The sequence below is a fragment of the Peribacillus sp. V2I11 genome, from assembly GCF_030817135.1.
Taxonomy (GTDB): Bacteria; Bacillota; Bacilli; order Bacillales; family DSM-1321; genus Peribacillus; species Peribacillus simplex.
Map to the genome: position 1 here is coordinate 400,972 of NZ_JAUSYW010000002.1, position 21,357 is coordinate 422,328.

At 34.5% G+C, this 21,357-nt stretch carries 13 protein-coding genes, 3 pseudogenes and 1 CRISPR repeat array; of the genes and pseudogenes, 3 read left to right on the plus strand and 13 right to left on the minus strand.

The features are described 5' to 3' along the window. Window positions 1-342 precede the first annotated feature (342 nt). Together QFZ73_RS28615 and QFZ73_RS28620 are read left to right on the plus strand one after the other, a co-directional pair. Complete coding sequence (locus QFZ73_RS28615; RefSeq protein ID WP_307274162.1) at window positions 343-1,128, plus strand: IclR family transcriptional regulator; 786 nt, start codon at window positions 343-345, stop codon at window positions 1,126-1,128. 614 nt (window positions 1,129-1,742) lie between these two features. Then, window positions 1,743-1,889, plus strand: coding sequence for a BH0509 family protein (locus tag QFZ73_RS28620; protein WP_307274164.1), 147 nt, complete (start codon window positions 1,743-1,745; stop codon window positions 1,887-1,889). Here QFZ73_RS28620 and QFZ73_RS28625 read toward each other — a convergent pair. The 10 genes and pseudogenes from QFZ73_RS28625 to QFZ73_RS28670 form a co-directional block, all read right to left on the minus strand. Beyond that, window positions 1,880-2,686: pseudogene (locus QFZ73_RS28625) on the minus strand (ATP-binding protein). The gene QFZ73_RS28620 and the pseudogene QFZ73_RS28625 overlap by 10 nt on opposite strands. A gap of 648 nt (window positions 2,687-3,334) precedes the next feature. Then, window positions 3,335-3,631 (minus strand): hypothetical protein, encoded by a 297-nt coding sequence (locus tag QFZ73_RS28630; protein WP_307274170.1) that lies wholly within the window; start codon window positions 3,629-3,631, stop codon window positions 3,335-3,337. 713 nt (window positions 3,632-4,344) lie between these two features. Next, window positions 4,345-6,228: direct repeats of the CRISPR family, unit length 32 nt; unit sequence ATTTCAATCCACGCATCCATGAAGGATGCGAC. A gap of 167 nt (window positions 6,229-6,395) precedes the next feature. Further along, window positions 6,396-6,686 (minus strand): CRISPR-associated endonuclease Cas2, encoded by a 291-nt coding sequence (cas2, locus tag QFZ73_RS28635; RefSeq protein WP_307274174.1) that lies wholly within the window; start codon window positions 6,684-6,686, stop codon window positions 6,396-6,398. Window positions 6,687-6,695: 9 nt separating this feature from the next. Continuing rightward, window positions 6,696-7,727 (minus strand): type I-C CRISPR-associated endonuclease Cas1c, encoded by a 1,032-nt coding sequence (gene cas1c, locus QFZ73_RS28640; RefSeq protein ID WP_307274178.1) that lies wholly within the window; start codon window positions 7,725-7,727, stop codon window positions 6,696-6,698. Continuing rightward, a complete protein-coding gene (cas4, locus tag QFZ73_RS28645; RefSeq protein WP_307274181.1) occupies window positions 7,724-8,374 on the minus strand; it encodes a CRISPR-associated protein Cas4 in 651 nt (216 codons plus the stop codon). The genes cas1c and cas4 overlap by 4 nt, the downstream gene beginning before the upstream one ends. Beyond that, window positions 8,374-9,237, minus strand: coding sequence for a type I-C CRISPR-associated protein Cas7/Csd2 (cas7c, locus tag QFZ73_RS28650; protein WP_307274184.1), 864 nt, complete (start codon window positions 9,235-9,237; stop codon window positions 8,374-8,376). The genes cas4 and cas7c overlap by 1 nt, the downstream gene beginning before the upstream one ends. Before the next feature lie 50 nt (window positions 9,238-9,287). Beyond that, window positions 9,288-11,139 (minus strand): annotated as a pseudogene (gene cas8c, locus QFZ73_RS28655) (type I-C CRISPR-associated protein Cas8c/Csd1). 4 nt (window positions 11,140-11,143) lie between these two features. After that, window positions 11,144-11,857 (minus strand): type I-C CRISPR-associated protein Cas5c, encoded by a 714-nt coding sequence (gene cas5c / locus QFZ73_RS28660; RefSeq protein WP_307274187.1) that lies wholly within the window; start codon window positions 11,855-11,857, stop codon window positions 11,144-11,146. Between the two features lie 121 nt (window positions 11,858-11,978). Beyond that, window positions 11,979-14,405, minus strand: coding sequence for a CRISPR-associated helicase Cas3' (gene cas3 / locus QFZ73_RS28665; RefSeq protein WP_307274189.1), 2,427 nt, complete (start codon window positions 14,403-14,405; stop codon window positions 11,979-11,981). A 587-nt stretch (window positions 14,406-14,992) separates the two neighbouring features. Beyond that, window positions 14,993-16,867 (minus strand): N-6 DNA methylase, encoded by a 1,875-nt coding sequence (locus QFZ73_RS28670; protein WP_307274192.1) that lies wholly within the window; start codon window positions 16,865-16,867, stop codon window positions 14,993-14,995. Window positions 16,868-17,400: 533 nt separating this feature from the next. On the opposite strand from QFZ73_RS28670, the pseudogene QFZ73_RS28675 reads away from it, so the two are divergent. Beyond that, window positions 17,401-17,646 (plus strand): annotated as a pseudogene (locus tag QFZ73_RS28675) (IS3 family transposase); the annotation flags it as partial. A gap of 312 nt (window positions 17,647-17,958) precedes the next feature. Here the strand turns inward: QFZ73_RS28675 and QFZ73_RS28680 are convergent. The 3 genes from QFZ73_RS28680 to QFZ73_RS28690 are packed head-to-tail and all read right to left on the minus strand — an operon-like array spanning window position 17,959 to window position 21,318. Further along, window positions 17,959-19,875 carry a DUF2075 domain-containing protein gene (locus QFZ73_RS28680; protein ID WP_307274195.1) on the minus strand — a complete coding sequence of 639 codons (1,917 nt, stop codon included), beginning with the start codon at window positions 19,873-19,875 and terminating at the stop codon, window positions 17,959-17,961. Beyond that, the gene (locus tag QFZ73_RS28685) at window positions 19,865-20,194 is read right to left on the minus strand and encodes a nucleotide pyrophosphohydrolase (RefSeq protein WP_148359065.1); all 330 of its coding nucleotides are present in this window, start codon (window positions 20,192-20,194) and stop codon (window positions 19,865-19,867) included. Before QFZ73_RS28685 ends, QFZ73_RS28680 begins: the two co-directional genes overlap by 11 nt. After that, the gene (locus tag QFZ73_RS28690) at window positions 20,194-21,318 is read right to left on the minus strand and encodes an MrcB family domain-containing protein (protein WP_307274275.1); all 1,125 of its coding nucleotides are present in this window, start codon (window positions 21,316-21,318) and stop codon (window positions 20,194-20,196) included. The genes QFZ73_RS28685 and QFZ73_RS28690 overlap by 1 nt, the downstream gene beginning before the upstream one ends. Between the last annotated feature and the right edge of the window lie 39 nt (window positions 21,319-21,357).

Consider the following 21,357-nt stretch of genomic DNA (forward strand, 5'->3'; position numbering starts at 1 on the left):
GTGAATGTTATTCACTAAACAAAATTATATTTTAAATAATAAGAAAATTCAACATTTTTTTGTTTATAAATTCCAAACTAACTTTCATAGATCTCATTACCGTAGTATAATCAACTTAGACAATATGAATTTAAGCTCTATTTAATAAGTTCAAATATTAGCTTAGCCAGCATCTCCAAACAAAAGAAAATAAAAAAGTTTCGACATATACTATCTTAGATAGATAGAAACGGAGTAATATCAACCAAATATTTTGTAAATACGTTGAATTATTTTATTAATAATAGTTAACGACGTTCACTAAATATGAGAAAGTTAATGATTATTAGAGGAGGAAATTTTGTGACAGAAAATAAGCGGCCATCTTATGGTAATGTTTCCCATTCGTTAGATATTTTATTATTTTTTAGAGAACATGAAGAATGTAGTTTAGGTGAGTTGGCGGAAATGCTTGACCTTAGAAAAAGCTATTTACTGAAACTGTTAGATAATTTGAAAGAAAAAGGGTTTTTATCTTTGGATACCACTACCGGAAAGTATCGACTAGGGCTATCCTGTTTAGAGTTGGGCAATGCTTACGAACAAAGACTTGATATTCGAAAAGTCTCCCATCCAGAGCTTGTTCAATTATCTTCAAAAACTAATGAACTTGTTCACCTTGGAGTAATGGATTCTAACATAGTCGTCCTATTAGAGCGAATTATGAATCAAGAATCAGGATTACGTTTACAATTCCATCTATCCTTAACATCCCCTCCTTATTCAACAGGACTTGGAAAAGTTTTATTGGCCTATAGTGATCAGGAAGTGGTTGAAAATTATCTATCTACTAAAGAATTAATACCTTACTCTCCTCATACTACAATTGAACCAAATATGATTCGTGTGGAATTGGAGCAGATAAGGAATAAAGGTTATTATTTGTCATTTGAAACATTTGAAAGTGGTATATCTTGCTTAGCTGCTCCTGTCTTTTCACGTCACGGTAAAATTGCAGCTGCCGTAAGTATTTGTGCACCAACAGTTCGGGTTATGTCAAAAGAAAAAGAGTTAGTTAAACATCTCCTTGAAACTACTTCCAATATATCTAATATACTAGGACATAATTCTCTATTCGAAATAAAATAATAGAATAAATCAAGCAAGAATCAACCTAGTTTTAAAAAAGCAAGACCCTCAAAGTTTCCGAGAGTCTTGCTTTCTACTATCTATTAGTTGTTAACCTGAAAAAATTCATATTTTTATTAGTTGTTAACCTGAAAAAATTCATATTTTACTTCTAAAAATTCACCCATACCATATGTTCTTCTCTACCTAGTCCCCTGTATTTACGAACGACATATAGCTCAATGAAGAAAACAGAGTTAGAAGAAAAACAAAGAGAAATTGAAGGTAAAAAGTACGCAAAAGAAATGGAAGAAGAATCCCCTACTTGCGCTGACTCCCTAAGTTTTCACTGGTCAAACTCTAAAAGCAGCATAATCCCCACTTTTTTGTGTCCACCTTATTGAATCAAATCCCTAATCCTTAACAAAACTCAGGCTTTGGCAATTCGTCCATGCCTCTTTAACTGCTTCAAAGTAAATAGATAAATAACATTTCTATATTATTTTCTAAAAAATCATCTATATTTGATATTTGTTTAATCTCACATTGAGATATATAATAAAAATAAGAAAAAAAGAAAGCGTTTTCAATATTTGAATACTTCGTTACTTCTCATACTATAAGGAGGATTTAAGATGAGCCAAGTAGAAAGAAATTCCAAATTGCAGAAATTAATTGAGCATCAAATATTCAATGAGAAAGAAATTTCCAGGATGACAGATTCACAGATTGAATATTATCACTGGCTCTATTTTGATGACTCTGTTTATGATTATATGTAACTCAAATATAAAATGATAAAAAGCGGGAAAAACTTTGAAAATTCAGGGTTTCCCGCTTTTACTTTTATCACTTTCAGAAATAATCCAACAACATGAAGGGTGAAGGGATCATATAAATCCAGAATCTTATCATCTAACTGGATAACTAAGCCTTTATCGATAAATTTCCGATATGCTCTTGCTAAGAATTTAGTCAAATCCTGTAGAGATTCACTAACAGAATTCCCGTATTTTCCTTCATTCATTAATCGATCAATTTTAGACCATATAATTAAAGTACCTGATTCAAAAGGCGCACCGTCTTCCCACCCCATATGTTTAGTATATTCTGCTGGGAATCCTTGAACCTTATTTGCTATGATATGAGTTTGTTCTTCACTGACAATTAGATCAAGATCTAAATATGCATGATAGTATCGTTCCTGCCCAAAAGGTTTTGTATAAATATCAATTCTTCTACCTTGACTTAAGGCAGCAACTTTCATCCCTACACCAAAACGACCGAGCCCTTTACGTTGATTATATCGAGTGGAAAAACCTATTTTTTAGGTTTGTGCTAATATTTCTGGTTTAATTCCTATTCCATCATCTGCAAATATTATGGTTTCAAAACTTTTATCCTTTTTATTTTGATAAGGAACAACTTTAACGATTTTAGAGCCGGCATCTATTGAATTATTAACTACCTCACCTATTGCATTTGACAGATCAAAACCCGAATCACGCCAACTCTTAAGCGCCTTATCCACCTGAAAAATGGCTGATTTCATGTCACTAGTAGTTACTTGGTTTTCCATTTCAATTCCTCCTATTTATTGAATTAGCCTCAGGTCTAATTCAAATGTTTTGTTGAAGTGTGTTAAGGTGAAAAAATAACCATTTTATATGTGTCATTTTATTCTTAATTGCCTTCACTATATATGGGGTTTAGGGATAAAAAAATTTCCACTATAAATATTTTTATTTATGAATAATAAAATTTAAGCCTTATTCTATGTATTTTAATATTAAAAGAAGCAAATCAGTAAAGCAATTTAGGTAAAGCTGTTATGGCTAAGGCATTTAAGTCCAATAAATCTAGGTCCCCACACAAACTAAGGCATACCTATGGGACGAACTTAGTGGAGCAGTCAGGAGACATCCATTTGCTGATGACTCAACTTGGTCTGGGAGAGAGAAGAACAAACTATCTTGAAAAGGACTAAATGAAAAAAGAGAAGATTTTTCTAGTCTTCTCTTTTTTAGTATGTGTGTAAAAATGAAAACATAAAAACCATCTATGCTTTTGTCACTTGGTAAGGCAAAATAAATGATAGCTAACTACCTGTAATAAACGTTATGTAAACTAGAGAAATTGTGTAATAAAAAAGATCCTTTAAAGCCCCTACTCTATTATTGCGCGGGTACTGCATATTGTAAAAAGTTAGGAGGATGCTCAACACCAGTCATAGCAGGGGTTTATCCCATTGTAGCTGTTGTAATGATGTCTTTAATAAATATTGAAATCCATGGAATTTCAGCACTGACCTTGTCCAACTGAACCCACTATAAAGAAACTTCTCATCCAAGTCTGCCTCTTCTATAATCATTTTCTTAATAACATTCCGTACATGGTTCTTAAATATTTCAGATCTGGCACCTTGATAATTATCAAGAATATACTTTAGTGCCTCTCGGATTCCAGGTTTATTCTCTCTTTGATGAGCATCCTTTTCCGCTTCGTCCAATGAACGACTAAGCATAGTAACAATTGATACTCCAAAATAGTCAGCTAGCTTTACTAAGAATTCACTATCTATCCTCTGGTCTCCACTCTCCATTTTTTAAAGGGACGTAAAAGGAACGTCTAAATAATCAGCTAATTCTCTTAAAGTTAAACCCTTCGACTATCTATACAACCGAATAAACGACCCTAAATAATCTCTGAACTCTGACATAACAACCACCTCAAATGATTCCATAATAACAATAGCATCTAATTCCATAAATTTAAATATGGGTTTTTTCTATTTTAGAAACAAAAAACAAGGCGCTTTGACTTTACTTTCAAAATATAAGTTAACTAAAACAAATTCCGATGAGCTGAGTCCAAAATAAAGAGACATTATTCCCTAATGGAATAATGTCCTACTGGTTCGAGCTGAAATAAGGTTCTAACGGAGTTTCCATCCATTAATAAAGACCTTTTTCTAAACCAAATATCCTTTAATAACGTATCTGGCTCGACTTGATAAAGATTTAGAAATTCCTTAATTTATAGAATTTTATTAATATACCTTGCCTTCCCAGCCTTCACTACATCATGCAATACTTCCATCGTCCTGTAACTATTGCTAAGACTAGCACTTTGCAAAAGTCCGATAAACCATATTATGTTAATTAATCATTTATTCCAATCTATGCATCCATGAAAGGATGAGCCCCAATCAATAACAAAGGCCCCACTATCTCTATTATTTCGATCCACGCATCCATGAAGGATGCGACTTGAGGCAGCACTTAAAACACGGTAGGTATCTCCATTTCAATCCACGCATCCATGAAGGATGCGACGCCGCCTGAAAGTGAAGTTTCCGGGTTTTATATATTTCAATCCAGGCATCCATGAAGGATGCGACCACTTGACCGCCTAATTTCTTGATTGCTTTGGAATTTCAATCCACGCATCCATGAAGGATGCGACTTTCATGAGTGCCTTCTTGACTTTCGGCTCCATATTTCAATCCACGCATCCATGAAGGATGCGACGGATTGGTACTGGGAATTTGGTTCCCCTTATATCATTTCAATCCACGCATCCATGAAGGATGCGACTTTTAAACGAGTTGGCGATAAAAGTCGGCTATGCGATTTCAATCCACGCATCCATGAAGGATGCGACTGCATTAAATGTAGGACTTAGAATAGTGAAAGCTATTTCAATCCACGCATCCATGAAGGATGCGACTCAAGTAGGCGTCAAACATTTTGTAGGTGTTTTTATTTCAATCCACGCACCCATGAAGGATGCGACTAAAAGACAATGCAGATAACATAGAATATTACTATATTTCAATCCACGCATCCATGAAGGATGCGACTTAACGCAAGGGGCCGTCGCCCTGGAAGTTGAATTATTTCAATCCACGCATCCATGAAGGATGCGACCGCTCGCCACTAGGCAGCTTCAAAACGGGGGTTTTATTTCAATCCACGCATCCATGAAGGATGCGACTTTTATACTTTTGAAAAGTATCCAGGGTTTCGGCTATTTCAATCCACGCATCCATGAAGGATGCGACGAGCACAACAATCGACTTGGGTATTGTTATTGCTATTTCAATCCACGCATCCATGAAGGATGCGACTATCGATTCCATCAAAGAGGAAATCGATGCGTATATTTCAATCCACGCATACATGAAGGATGCGACCTTCGATCACTGCATCATACGTGTATATATTTTTAATTTCAATCCACGCATCCATGAAGGATGCGACATGATAAGGAAGTTAAAGTCGAGCAAATAGTTAGATTTCAATCCACGCATCCATGAAGGATGCGACACACCGATACAGAGGCATACATGATGTTTATCGATTTCAATCCACGCATCCATGAAGGATGCGACCTATGGACGATGCAGTTACATTCTCCGTGACTTTAAAATTTCAATCCACGCATCCATGAAGGATGCGACTATTCTTTACTCCTTTATACGTAAAGGTTTCGTTATTTCAATCCACGCATCCATGAAGGATGCGACTAAAAGAGTTTTGCGACAGGATCAAACTTTTGAGATTTCAATCCACGCATCCATGAAGGATGCGACTTAACTTCAATTTCGCCTGTATCTGTCCAAGTATATTTCAATCCACGCATCCATGAAGGATGCGACATACGCGTTTTGAACACTCTCCAATACCTTTGGAATTTCAATCCACGCATCCATGAAGGATGCGACAACATATAAACAAAAATCCTTGAAAATTCTTGAGATTTCAATCCACGCATCCATGAAGGATGCGACCTGGGGTCCATGAGGACGAATTTGTTTTGATTGAGATTTCAATCCACGCATCCATGAAGGATGCGACGACGGGATTACGACTTCTAGGTCTTTTGATACGATTTCAATCCACGCATCCATGAAGGATGCGACCTAAAAAACAGACTAAAAAGGAGGTTGTTTCAATATTTCAATCCACGCATCCATGAAGGATGCGACATTGTTGATGAAGAAGTCATTATAAATTCCTTTATTTCAATCCACGCATCCATGAAGGATGCGACAGTTGTCTTGTATTTAATGGCTTACAGCAATGAGATTTCAATCCACGCATCCATGAAGGATGCGACGGCGATTTTTGATTAAAACAACGAAAAAATGGGTTATTCCACTCAAAAATACGCTATTATCTTTATTAAATAACGAACTCAATTTAGAATTTCATAAAGTTGACCAGTAAAACATGAAAATAAAGGTGCGAATGTATCTGAAAATAGATGTGTGCTTTACATTCGCACTAAAAAATTAAAGGACTATCTAAATCAACTGATTCTTTAACACCAATATGTTCTACCTTAGACTTATAATTGTTGCCTAACTGATAAAATCTTAGACTATCATGTTCTTCCTCAATAATATTAGCCAGTTTTATTTTTAAAGTGGCTAATTGAGTTGCATCTACAATACATTCAAATACTGAATTCTGAACTCGTTGACCATAATTTTGACATATTTTTGAAACTTTCCGCAGTCTCTTTTGTCCGCCACTACTAATGGTACTTACATCATACGTAATCAATACTAACAAATGTTACACCTACTTCCACAAAAATGGTGGGTACTCATCTAAATCATTACGTAAATAACGAGCCAATAATAAAGCTTGTACATGTGGTACTAATCCCCAAGGTATTTTTTCACCTAGATATGGATGTGTAATCTTTTCTTGCTTTTTATTTTGCCAGGCCGATAAAAATTTCTTCCTAGCTCCATCTGTCATGATAACAGCTCCATTTTCCTTTTTTTGAAAGTCCTCCTTATTTACGATTTTTTTATTGATTAATGTCAAAATAAACTTATCTGCGTAAACACCTCGCAGTTCTTCCATGATGTCTAAGGCTAAAGATGCTCTACCAGGTCGATCACGGTGCAAAAAACCAACATATGCATCAAGTCCAACACCCTCTAAGGCAGATGCCATATCATTTGCTAATAACGTATACGCAAATGATAGCATTGCGTTCACGCTATCTAACGGTGGTCTCCGAGAACGCATATTAAAATAGAAATCCTCTTTTTGTTGTAAAATCATTTGATTAAACTGTTTATTGTAACTGACTGCCGCTTGTCCTTCCAAACCTCTTAACCTTTCTAAATCCTCGCACTTTCTTACTTCAAGAATGATAGATGATAAATGTTGTGAAACTTCTTTAAATTGAGCCACGTCCACTCGTAATGGATAATCCCTTGTCATTCTTTCAATTATCCATTTATTGTTATAAAGCTTCCCAACAATAAAATTACGGGCAATTTTTGCTGACATTACTTCATCATCTGATACACGGTATTGTTTCTTCCTTAAAACTACATTCCCCTTACTTTTCCCGACAACTCTCGCCAGAAATCGCCCGCTCAATGTTAAAAATACTAATGAAATATTTCTTTCGGCACAATAACCCATCAGTGCTGGGCTTGTGCCTGTATAACCAAAGGAAACGATGGATTCTAAGTTATGTAGTGGCAACCTACCCAACTTTTCCTGATTCTTAAGAAGAACAATATTATCACCGTCTAACGATAAATAAACATCAGGCTGAGTTATGAATAAAGTATTAAGAAGTTTTTTCATTCATGGATCTTCCCTTCAATATAACTTTTTACTGACCATTTATTCATTAGTTTTGGTAAGCAAATATTCTGAAGGGAACAGTTTTTGCAAAAAGCTCCTGTTTTTACTTTAGGCGTATGCCTGCGCTTATAATGATCATGCATTTCTGCGACAATATCCTTTACTTTATTTTTAGTATCTAGCGGTAGCGGTACTTCAGTTCTGTGTTTTATCTCATTATAAAATATATAACCTATATCAATATCACAAAGTAACATTTCCTCTAAACACATAGCTTGGGCTGTTAATTGTAAAATGTCCGCATCGTTTACTTTCAGTTTCCCTCGTTTATATTCGACAGGATAAGCGATGTATTTTCCCTCAGCTCCATTTATTTCAACGCCATTTTCATCTTCAATGAACTCTACCACATCACAAACACCTGTAATTTTAAGTTCATTTGACTTAACAGGCATTGCGCGAACAATAAGTTTATTACCTCTTTTCTCCCTAATAAATGGATTATCCGCCTTACGATGGAGATGCTGTCCTTCAATCGTTCTAACGTTTTCTTCCCATTGCTGTTCCACATGAATTAAAGCCCACTGGCGTTTACAAAATTGAAAATGCTGAAGACCAGACAACATAAGATAATTATCTTCTTCCATTATAAACCGTCAATTTCCTCAACTTTTAAACCCTCTAGTACATTCAAAGTAATGGTATAATCGTCAAACGTTTTCGGCTCTTCTACATTATGTTGAACGTCTAGTAACCGATGTACTTTAGCGGAAGAATATTGGCCCAATTTTGAATTATGCTCCCACCAGTAAACCTTATGAACTTCCATGCTACCATCCGGCCTAGCAGCTGATGTATCATTTTCAAACAATGTAACTAGTGCTTGTTTAATTTTTTCCGCGTCCTCATTTGTAAAACCAGTTTTTTCAGCTAACTGTGTGTTAATACTTCCGTAAAAAACATAAACTCCAAAATCTACACGATGTTTCATTCCCATGGTGTCTGAACCTTTTTCCTTTCCAGGCTCAGAATTAACACTTTTCGTAATTTGCATGCTCGTAATATCGATTGGGTCAACACTTGTAGCAGTATGGATAGACACAGGCCCTCTTACACCAACGGAAACACTAGATCCTTTTCCTACTGCTTTAAATGCAAAAACTTGACCGAAGCTCCGGACATCCATCCATTCTTGACAAGCTATCATTGCAAACGTATCATTTGCACTTTCTTTCGATTTTAATACTTTATCTAGTTCCGCGTTAGACTCCGCACGCTCTCTTAAACTTTTAAAAGCATCGACTTTTCGATCATTAGATTGAACAAATATAGATTCACCCAAGTCTTGCAAACGATTTCTTATTTTTCTTTTAATTGACACATCGGAAATCTCCCCATAACCATCATAATTTTGTCTTGGACGATTGCCGTTTAATGGATCCCCATTTGGATTGGCTTTTGTTACTGATAAAACAACAGCAAAATCAATTTTATGGTCTAGAATTGTCATGTTAATATCCCCTTTTAGTTAGATACTTCTAAGGCATCATTATTTTCTTTCTACTGATATAAGTCGTGTCGTTGACTATAAAAACCTAATAAATATTTACCTGATAAAGGTTTATTATTAAAATCCTCAAATGAAATACTAGAAGCCACCTCATCTATTAACTTGGATAAATATAATCCTTTTGTTCCAAGCCGGGCTTGATAAGGTTGAAGACTATCCTGAATGGTTTTCCACGTTCTTTCGGGATGTTTAGAAAAAGCATTCATATAACGAAGTGCGTTACTAGCTCGCATTTCGCCTGAACCTAAAGCTCTTCTTTCCATCACATCCGCAATAGCTAATAACCTGCCAAATAAATAATCACGGTTCATATTTTCTGTATCTAAAGCCACTTGGCATCCCTCCTGTTTATTTAATAGTGCACAAGTAATGCTGAGTGTTTTTTCCCATTCCCAGTTATCCATAGACACAGGGTTAGAAGCACGTTGATAAGCACTTTTTACAATATCTAACGGGATTTTTCTATCATCGATAACGCAAGAAAGCATGCGCTCCATTAATCCTTTGACGACTTTTTCATTCACCTTTGGACCGTAAGCTGCAAATGCAATGTCCTTTGTAGCTGGCGCTCCGTAAAATTGAATATATTGTTCATTATTATCTTTTCGGTAGCGGTGAAGCCATGCACATGTAGAATGCCATTTCTTCAGCCGATCCAAATACAGTTCCTTGTTCATGTTTCTATAATAAAGCACTGCCAATCGGCCAGTGGTTGCTGAATCAAGAATAAGTACATTGACGTTTTCATTAGAAGTTAAATTATTCCTATACCCGTCTAAAGCTTTAGCCACTTCATTGGCAAACTCTTGGTGGGTGAAGGATATTCTTTCTTTTTTTCCAATTGGCAAAGGTGAAATAGAAAAGGTATCCAGCGTTGTATCAGGTATAGTAATTTCTTCATTCCCCCACACAAGGAATACACGCTGATCAACGATTTTGCCTTGACGATTAATTAACCATTTCAGAGCGTTATGGGCTTTTTGGGATACTTCATAACTGATACTAGCTACTTCGTCGCTTTTTTTAAAACGTCCTCTAAATGTAAAACCACTCGTATCATTCGCAGATATTAATTTTGCTTTATCTGCGGCATTTCTTATTTTATTAGCGTGTTTGTCCGTCCTCGGGCCGATTTTCCCAGTTACAAAGCATAAATCTTCTTCACTTAATAAATCTTTATAAAAATGAATAAAAGATTCAAACATTTCTTGATCTTTCCAAACCTTCTTTAAAATACGATCCGGAGAACGAACATTAAACCGAACAAATGCACTTTCTTGCCCCGAGTTAACTGCGGAAAAAATGGGTGGCTTTGCGCCATATAATGGCTCATACTTATCACTCCATACATCAATTAAGTGATTATGTGCATCCACATACAGAATATGTTCTTTTATTAAGTCTTTAATTAAACGCTTCTTTCTCAAATAAGTATAGATGCTCTTCACTTTAGGGTGACTATATGCTGATTGTTCCCACTCTTTCAATTGCTTTATATAGGAAGCAAATGGTTCTTCTTTTTTTATTTTCCCGCCATATGTAACAAAGTCGCCAGCTACATAGCTTAATTTATCATGGAGAGGATACGGGGCAATTTTTGAGCCAGCTCTGTTTGCTGAATCTTCCGTACATGGAATTAATGTGCTAGCATCACTTTTTTCAATAACAGTAGCTGAATGAAATTCGCCATCTTCGGTGATTTCCACTTCTATATGGGCATTTTGAGTAGTATGAGGATATAGGTAACAGCGTATATTCTTTATCGTTATACTTTTTTTCAATTACACCAACGCGGTCCAAATTAGATTCATATATTTCTAATAAATTTAATAACCAACTCATTTATTCACCTCCCTCTTTCTAATTGGTTGAACAGGTTATCAGCGGATTCTACATTCCTATCATCGAAATGCTTCGATTCCATATCCGATATTACACGTACTTGTATGCATTCTTCCGGCCTAATAAACTGAATAAGGCCGTCCTTCATCACTGGATTCCATAATCGCACTTCCATTTGATTCCTAGCTGTTTCATCCGGATAATTAATTCCATGAACCATGGTACCTAAATGGATGTCTCCATAATTATCATAAAATCCTTCCCCTTCACCAAATACACATGGTTCAACATAGGCTTGGCATTCTCTAGTTCCTAGGAAAATATCTCTTCGTCCTCCAGCATTTAGAGCGCGTTTTAATATGTTGTGATGCTTATTTTCGTTACGGTCAAAAGCCAATTCTGGTCGATGAAGATTAAATACAAAATGAGCTCTAACCTGATACCTTACATCTTTTAAATAGGTGTAATTGGCTAGTGTATTTCCTCCACCATATTCACTGGGGCGAATCCCTTTTGATTCCATACGTATTGGTTTTAAAATCCGTATATCATCAACTACCATTAGCAAAGTGGGCTTCCAGTAGATTGATTCAACAATTCCTTTAAGCGCCTGATAAGTGGGTACTTGATAAGAAAGTTTTTCTCCCCCCATTTTCGTCAAGGGGTCCGTGAATAAAGCATAATTACCATAAACCTCAAATTCAATCGAGTTTCTCATTATAATCACCCTCTTTTTTTGATATATAGCTATAGTTACATAATATACCAGCTAATTAGACGAAAGTGTGGATTGAAAAATATAATATTATTTAAAAACCTAGGTTAAAAAAGATAAGTTTTTAAAATATGATTTCACCTAGCTTACTATCATTTGTAAGATTCAGGCCAAATTCTGTGTTATACGCCCCCTTCTTCAAAGCTAAAATCTTCCCATCCAGAAAACTCACTATTCCATCATTTTCTGCTAATAGATCTAATTCATATTGATACAGGTTAATTGTATACTGCTGGGCTTTCCGTAGTAATCTAGTAAGATCTTCTATTGTTCCATTACCGTTTAATTCAGTAATAATATCTTCACCATCCTCGTACGACACAATAACTGAAGTAGTTATTTCATTAATCACATGAAAATGATCAGCCGCCGTTTTATAACTATTTGTTAGAAATAATGGAATGCCTTTTTTCTCTTTGCGAGAATAGGCTTCTAAGTAACTATTTTCATGTTTTGATGCCATCAATAATTCTGTCATGTTCTTTTTTAATTTTGGTATAAAGTAATTCAAATCTGTTTCAAATGCTGTGTAATACTCTTTGAAATACCTTTCCATCGCTTGTTTAGATAACACATGGCCACCATGGCTTGTTTGATCCTTCCTAAGATCAATGAGAATTTTTTTTGACACCTGCTTACCTTCTTTAATCTCTCTTAGACGATCTAATTTTTCATCACCATGATCGATTACATAAACATTTTGGATGTCCTTTTCTCCATGACGATTACATCTTCCAGCAGCTTGTGCGACGGAATCCAATCCTGCCAATGAACGAATCACACAATCAAAACTGACATCAACCCCAGCCTCAATAAGTTGAGTACTGATACAAATAATCTTATTTCCCTCTTTAAGATGCTGCGTGACTTCAGAAAGAATCCTATTCCTATGCGCAGCACACATCGATGTGCTTAAATGAAAAATAGGAATACCGTTATCTTTCTCTTTTAAAAGGTTATATAAGTTCCTTACAACCGTTTTAGTATTTAAAATGACTAAAATACTCTTAATTTCATTCATTTTCTCGTCAATAAGATCACAAATTTTTTCATTGTTAAAAATTTCATTCGTTGCTCTATCTATGATTTCTACCCGTTTAAAAGCTTCGATTACACCTTCTAAGTCTTCAATCATTTCAGCATTTGCATTGATTTCCAGTTTTTGTTCTACAAAGTCCAACGCCGGTTGAGTTGCCGTGCAGAGGATGATACTAGAATGACCATGCATTTTTAAAAAGTTTAATGTTTGATTAAACAAAGACACGGAAGAAACGGGAACTTTTTGAACCTCGTCAAAAATAATGACTGACTCGGCTAAGTTATGGAGTCTTCTGATATTTCGGCTTCCTTTAGCAAAAAACACATTTAAAAACTGTACCATTGTTGTAAAGATAATAGGGGAATCCCAATTATCTTTAGCCAGTTTTAATTTTTGCTGCACATTCATCATGCCATCCTGATTTTCATCATGATCCTCTGCATCTTCTACTACATTTGAGTGATGCTCTAATATTTGAGCATCATCCCCCAATACTTTTCGTACTTCTTCTGCGTTTTGCTCAATGATCGTTGTATAAGGGACAATATAGATAATTCTTTTTTTGTTATGAAGGTTAGCATGTTTAAGTGCGTATCTTAGACTAGCTAATGTTTTCCCGCCACCAGTGGGGATGGATAATGTATAGATTCCTGACGGTTTCTCGGCAAATTGATCACACTGATGGGACATCTCTGCTCTTAGAAGATTAATGGGAGTATTTGCATTTTCCTGTTTTTTGAATGAATTGATTTTTGACAAAAGCCTCTGGTAATATGTATTAAATAATTTTTCTGGCTGAATTCCAGATTCGATTTCCTTTTTTTCTTCGAATAATCGTGTATTTGTTCGATCAGCATCAATTAATGCACTAAAGATAAATTTAGTTAAGAACATTAATTCATTTTCTTTATTTTCTGAATATTCTTTCGTTAAGAAGTGTTCTAGTTCTAGGGCAGCCTTTTCAACATATTCATGAAATCTTGTCTCACTTATGACATGCTCAAAAAATTCTTGCTTTGTCAGATTAAATTCAGCCAATTGCTTATCCCGAACTCTATGTAAATAATTTGATTCTAAATCTGGATTTAAAAAATCTTGTAGATATGCATGGTGAGAAATAATAGCATTTCCTACGATTTCGGCTACTATCCCTTTGTAACGAGTGATATTCTCTGTATGGAAGAGGTTGTATAAAAGTTTGCCTCCTGCAGTTGAATGATCAACACTTCCTCTTTTAGGTGGGGCGGTAGGATTATTTACTGCTTCTACTATGTATTCTCTAAACTCATTGGTATATTTGCCTATGTCATGGAGCATGCCAGCTAACCCAGTTAAATGTTTTACGTCAATCTTTTCTCCGTAGGATTCTGCTAAATCTTTTACTTCTAGTAAATGCTCTTCAACTGTTTGTATCCGATTGTCGCTTTCACGGATATGAGCAATATAACTCATATAATCACTCCCTCCCTCTCTATACTTAATTTCCCTCCAAATATGTACTTAATCTAAGGATAGCAGTTTTTTGAAATTTTCCCTTTATATTCCCAAAACACACGTATTCTAAACTGTTGAAAGTTTTGATATCCATAGGCTATTAATAATGCAAATGATTTTAGTAACATTTCTATTGGAATTTCGTATTTAGAAAGTTCCACAATCTTATTCAATATACGGTGTGATTCCGTTCCAACAAATGCATTTTAGTTCTCTTCGATGTAACGTGAAATTTCATCCTGACGTTCATAACCATAATTTGTTAACATAGCACATTCCATCTTCCTGTTTAATTTACTAAAAACTTAGTATTTGTGTTACTAAATCTAAGGTTATAAAAAAATTAGCTCATTTCTATTGGTTTTCTTTAATAAATCATCTGTAGTTGAAATTAATATCATTACAAAATAATTAGTATTTTTTTATCTAAGATTTAGTATAAGGTTTACTAAGTTTTATGTCAATAAAAACTTACCTTTATTCGAGGCCTCTCATTAGAAGCCTCATATTATTTACTATTTCATCAAAAAATTATAGTCAACTTTTTATAATTTTGTTCTTTTCAATTCCATTGTTTGATTTATACCCATATCTTGATAAACCTTTAATAATATTTCTAATTTTTCTTCTTTAGCTTTTTTTAGTGTTTCTAAATAGTTGTAATCAGATATTTGGTACTCTTCTCCAATTCTTTTCTGCTCTTCTTTGGTATGGAAAGGTATTTTTATTTCCTTAAGATCTTTGGCATTTATGTTTTTAATACTAGTTCCAGATTGAATTCCTGTAATTAAAAATTGTCCTACAGGACTTTCAAGGAAGGCTTTTAAGTAATGAGCATCTGTTTCCTTACCAACACGTATACCAAGAAAATTTTGGGATAATATTAGTGTCCCAGTATGTTTAGGAACAATAGCAACTTTTATATTTGCTCCTCGACTAGATATAATAATATCTCCCTCTTCTACTATATAGTCTTCTATGCTTTTTTGTATTGTAATATTAGAAGGAATAATCTCTTCAGCATGAACAATTCCATTTTCAACATCACTTAATTTAATAATTTTACTACTCCCTTTTCCTTCTTCAATTTGCTTCGGAGTTAGATTAATCCCTCTGTATACCTTTGCTATATTTCCTAATGCTTGTAAATTAGAGAGGTTTTCAAGTTGTTGTCGATTAACGATTACTTTACCAAAATCATCTGTTATAATTTCATCATTCTCTAGATATCGACCACATAATAAATTTGCATCATCAATTTGCGATATATTAACAAACTTACTAAACTTATCAACTTCATTTCCTTTAAAGAAGACTTCACTTATTTTCTTTATATTTTGTGTCGTTAAAACCCGCTTTTTTCTTTCTTCTCCAAATTCATTAACAGCATTTATAAATAGAACTTTATTTTTTCGTTCTTTTGGTTTTTTCTTGTTAAGCACCAGAAGGTTCGTTTGAATTGCTGTATACCCTAATAAATTCTCTGGAAGTGCAATTACCGCTTCAATTAAATCCGATGATAATAAGTTTCTACGAAGGGTTTGTTCAGTAGATCTAAAAAGCACACCATTCGTGACAACTAACACTCCTCTTCCTTCATTATTTAAAGATGTTAAAGCATGCTGTATAAACGCTGAATCACCGCTACTCTTTAGCACTGGCCCATAAACAAATCTATTATATGGATCATATTCAAGAAATTCATGTCTAATTAATTTCATTCCAAATGGATAGTTCATATACACATAATCAAATTTCTTAAGTGTATCGCTTTTAATAAACTGAGGGTTAAGCAATGTGTCACCTAATGCAACCTCTACATTATCAACCTCATTAATTAGCAAATTTAATTTAGCTAAGGACCATATTTCCTTATTTATTTCTTGACCATATAGATGGAGGTCTAAACCTTCGCTTTTTGCAAATTGGTTTGCAGCCACATGTGAACCACCGATACCTAACGCACCATCATATAGTTCCCCACTCTTTAAATTTAAAATTCGAATACCAAGATTGTTTAATGAGCTGGGGGTTCGAAAATCCTCATTAAAATCAAATAAGAAGTTTGTTATTGATGACCACTCTTCATCTTTTATTTGCACACTTTCAAGTTCAAATAGAAATTTCAATAATACATTGCTGTTGATTTTTCTAAACATGTCATAAGGCTCAAATACACCACTTAAAAAATCAACATGATCTTCAATGAATTGTAATGTAGAAATTAAAACTTCATTTACATGATTCTGGCTCCTTAAAATATGTTCAATACAGCATGAAGATGGTAAGTTAAACTTTTCTCTTTTACTACATAAATATTTTAAAGCAGATATTGAAGCATTCACCTTTCTTATTTCAGAATGATTCAAATCATTCCTATTTAAATCATTGAACTTCCAAAATGTATTTTCTATACTCATTAATAACACCTCTTTTTTAGTTACTATACGCTTAGTATATTCATTACTAAGTTTTCCTGTTTATAAAAAAGTTATTCAATACTTAATTACATTATAACTCGACTGAGTAATATGTCACGACAAGTTTAGTAACATCGTTACTAAACTTATTTGTTTTGTGAATTTAGTTAAATACAATAATATAGTAAAAAGGAGCCTGTTCCCAATTTCCCTACTGGCTACCAGGCTTCAAAGTTAACTAATTGATTCCTAAAAATAATACATTAAAAAGAAGCATCCGGGTGTCCAGTAAAACACTAGCTGAATCACATAAAAATGGGGTCAAAGTGCACTTCTTTGAGGTATTTAAACCAAAGGAATATACATATCATTGAATAAATTCAACGCCATGAGACGAAATTACAAGCAGATAAAACCCTGGAAGAAACGGAAAAAGAAAGAATTGTAAAGGCTAGAATAGGACAATCGAAGTTTAAACAAAAGCTACTTACACAGTCGAAACAATGTGCTTTATGTGGTGTTAATGACATACCTTGAAGACACATGCGATTACACAAAGCATGTCTCGGAAGGGAAATTGTCTGGACAACGCTGTCATGGAAAACTTCTTTGGCTTATTAAAATCCGAATTGCTTTATTTACAGAAGTTCGACAGCATGAAGCATTTCAAACAAGAACTAGAAGATTATATTTATTATTACAATCACCAACGAATTAAGGTGAAATTAAAAGGCATGAGCCCGGTTGATTACCGGGTTCATGCCCTCAAGGTTGCCTAACTAAATAAAGTGTCTAACTTTTTGGGTTCACTTCATTTATGGATGCTTTTCTAATTTAAAATGAAGAGGCTGAGATAGAAACAATTAACCTTTTAGAACCGAGAATGACTGACAGAATAATCATAGTGGTCTAAGCAAGAACAACTGTTGGTCATGAGTACTTATTCAATACGTTTTTGGAAACCTATGACATAAGAAGACCAGACATTAGCAGCAACAATAGAAAATAAAAAACAACAGATTGAATGATTAAGACCATTATCTTTGTAAATTATCAATCGAAAAAGTTATGGGGCCACCATAATGATTCCCTTAGGAACTACTAACAACAGCTAATCTTTCTTTCAAATATAGCTCTAACTGTTTATCTCGACAAAATACATAACAACCTTTCATTCCTCGGGATAATAAAGTCTTATAAACATTTCTAACTAACTCAGTCAACCTCTCGTTATCATTTTTGAGTCCCCTTTTCCCCATTTTATCCTTATACTCAGAATAATCTGCGTATAAACAAGTTGAGGAAGTATCAAATTTTATGTCATTACCTATTATCACACCAACATAATCAAACTCAAGCCCCTGCGAAGTATGGACACAACCAATTTGATTTATACCGTCTGTTTTTATAGCCCATGTAGTTGATAAAGAACGACCATTCCAAGGCATACTGAAATTATATTCAGGTATTTTCACATCACTTACTTCACCATTTCGATTGCCCTGTTTTTCGGATGTCCAATCCCAAGCATAACCAGCAAGCATTCTTGCATTGTAACCTCCATCATTTTTTACTTTGATCTTCTCATATACCTCTTGAGGTGTATCAAAGATTTCAAATTCAAATGCTTCCTTATCCCAACCGTCAAAGTTTCCTGTTCTCTCTATCTGTAGTACATCTTTGACCCAATTAATAAATCCGTCTGCTCCTGCGCATCTGAATTGTGCTTCTAACTCAACTTCATGGACTTCCGAACCGTATTGCTCTGCTACTCTTTGAATTTCAGCTACTGTTCCAATATCTTCTGGTCGGATCCTCTGTGTATCATCAATAAAGAAGATACTAGTTTTAGCAGTTTTTATCATATCTTCAACCTGATTTTCCCCTTTATATTGAAAGGCACCTTTTTGTTTTAAACGGTGCGCTTCATCAATAATTAGTACATCGAAAGAATCAATTTTACAGTTATAGTACTGTCCTGACCCGGAATACAACCCTTTTATACGTGCTCTATCCATTGGATTTTCTTTAATCAATCTTTCAACTATTACATCTCTGAATGAAGCATTAGGAGCTATAAATTTAGCATTAAAGCCTCTATTAAGTAACGTTCCCAAGGAATTCATTGAGATAACTGATTTTCCAGTACCTGGTCCGCCCTTCACAATTATTGTTTTTTTGGAATCTTGTTCAGTAACCAAACTCATAATTGTTTCATAGGCCACTTTTTGTTCGTCTAATAGGATAAACTCCTGATTACCTTTAAATAACCCAGCAACATGGTCAATTAACTTTTGAGATGGTTTTATTTTTCCAGTTGCAATCGTGTGAAGTATTTCCATCCCTTCCCCATTACCTACGAGTTTAAAGAGATATTCCTGCAATTTGTTATAATCGTTTGAGAAAAAGATAGGAGAATCTTCAAGATAATCGCAATACTGTTCTTCATTAAGTGGCTCAGACTCTCTTTCAATATAGTTGTGTAGATAAGCACAAGAATACCCATTTAAACCGTTTGAATGTATTCCTTCATTTAAATTCATTAGGTGTTGTTTATATGACCAAGCTTGATATGAAGGATGTGATACCGGTTTATTTCTACCCCCAACGTAGGTAATAACATCTTTTTTATCAGTTGAATTAGCCGAACTCCATTGCTTTAGTTCTATTATGACAAAATTTTTGTTACCCATTTTATCGTGGCCAGAAATCATAAAGTCTACTCTCATCCTTGTATTTGGGATGTTAAATTCAATAAAGATTCCACAATCATCAGGTACACCAGAATTCCTGATAATTCTTTCCATGAATTGCATAGAGTTATTCCATGATGCTTTCTCTGAATGACCAACAGAGTATCCCATTTTTTCTCTAAATGCAGTTTCAATTTTTTCTGCAATTTTATTTGTTTCTACTGAATTTTTGAATTCCCCTGCATTACTAATATAAATAATCATTGCATTCACCTCACCATCTGACCTAGTATTTTCACCTACTTTATAACTCATTGTACTTCTTATTACTCCCGTAGGCTTTTTCTATTGGATATTTTCCGGCATTTTTCTGAAGTTTTGTTTCCACAGCTTTTTCTAGATCAACATTCAGTTCCTTACTTAACATCAGCAAATAGATAAAAACATCAGCCATTTCATCTTTTATATTTTCCATGTTTTTAACAATCGCTTCTTGATCACTTTTCCATTGAAAGTTTTCAAGGAGTTCACTTGCCTCTATCGACAAAGAAATGGCCAAGTCTTTTGGAGTGTGATATTTCTGCCATCCTCGTTCATCTCTAAATTTTATAACCTTATTCTGTAACTGTTTCATTACACACCTCCATTAGTAGATATACCATAGACCCGTTTTAAGTCTGAAAAAGTAATTTCTATACCTATTGTTTCTAATCGACCTCTACGCTGATCAAATAATTTTCTTAACAGTTTTTCCTTCTCTTCATCTGTACCTAAGTGGATAAGACGATGGCACAAGGGGCAAAGGCTTATCAAATTTGCCAATTGATCCAAGTCATATTGAAAATCCTTCTGCCTAGCCATTGGGATTAGATGATGCGATTCAACATATGGCATGTTTGTAGACTTAGAAATAAATGTTTCGTGAGATCCTTCAATTTCACATGTATAATTTGAAAACATCAATGCCTTTGATGCCAATACAGCATTTCTTGTCCATTGCTTCCGACCACCCTTATTAACTGTGGGTTCCGGACGCTCTTTCTTTTGATCCTCTACATGAATATCATCAGATTTTTTAGAAATTACAGATTCCTGAACTGCAAACTGATATTCCTCTTCACTGGCCTCATCTTCTAAAAATAGACCATCTTCATTTAACAAAATGTAATCATTAAACTGTTCAATTGATCTATTACCAATAAGGCCTTCTACCTCTTTGTAAGTAAGAAGTAAACCTTGTAAATCATTAAGAATTTCTTCCGAGCTTGATAGATTGTCCGCGTCATAAAAACGACCACAAATATGTCCTAGTTCATATCCTCTAGCAAGATCACCTCTACCTTTTAAGTCGATGCTCAAAAGGTTCATATTTTGTGGCATTGTGTTTAGGTTTTCTCTAACAATACGAGCCGTGTCTCGAATTTTTTCTCTGCCTATCTTTGTTCCATACTTTTCCTTAAAATACGTCCATCCTTGATTCAAACTAACGTACAAACCACTACCGTCAGCATTAAACAAGTAAACAATATAGTAACCTCTTGTAGCCGAGATAGTTAAATCTTTAATGAAAATAGAAACCCAAGGAATCTCAGCCCACAGTCCTATTCCAACTGAACCAACCACATGATATATATTAGGATCCAATCCAGCCTCTTTAAAAAGAGTTTCTTTCATTTTTATACGAACAACCTCTGACAAAGGGTGACCTTTACCCCCAACGTTTCTTGCTTGTTGGTATTCAGTCAAAACTCTCTCCATCATTTTATGGATGAATAACTCTGAATTACTGGAAGTTCC

Bases quoted from the DNA above. Each gene is read 5' to 3' on its own strand.
- QFZ73_RS28620 (WP_307274164.1), top strand. From the start codon at position 1,743: ATGAGCCAAGTAGAAAGAAATTCCAAATTGCAGAAATTAATTGAGCAT.
- QFZ73_RS28630 (WP_307274170.1), bottom strand. From the start codon at position 3,631: ATGCTTAGTCGTTCATTGGACGAAGCGGAAAAGGATGCTCATCAAAGA.
- QFZ73_RS28690 (WP_307274275.1), bottom strand. From the start codon at position 21,318: ATGGAGAGAGTTTTGACTGAATACCAACAAGCAAGAAACGTTGGGGGT.
- QFZ73_RS28670 (WP_307274192.1), bottom strand. From the start codon at position 16,867: ATGAGTATAGAAAATACATTTTGGAAGTTCAATGATTTAAATAGGAAT.
- cas5c (WP_307274187.1), bottom strand. From the start codon at position 11,857: ATGAGAAACTCGATTGAATTTGAGGTTTATGGTAATTATGCTTTATTC.
- QFZ73_RS28685 (WP_148359065.1), bottom strand. From the start codon at position 20,194: ATGAAACAGTTACAGAATAAGGTTATAAAATTTAGAGATGAACGAGGA.
- QFZ73_RS28680 (WP_307274195.1), bottom strand. From the start codon at position 19,875: ATGAGTTATAAAGTAGGTGAAAATACTAGGTCAGATGGTGAGGTGAAT.
- cas3 (WP_307274189.1), bottom strand. From the start codon at position 14,405: ATGAGTTATATTGCTCATATCCGTGAAAGCGACAATCGGATACAAACA.
- cas7c (WP_307274184.1), bottom strand. From the start codon at position 9,237: ATGACAATTCTAGACCATAAAATTGATTTTGCTGTTGTTTTATCAGTA.
- cas4 (WP_307274181.1), bottom strand. From the start codon at position 8,374: ATGGAAGAAGATAATTATCTTATGTTGTCTGGTCTTCAGCATTTTCAA.
- cas1c (WP_307274178.1), bottom strand. From the start codon at position 7,727: ATGAAAAAACTTCTTAATACTTTATTCATAACTCAGCCTGATGTTTAT.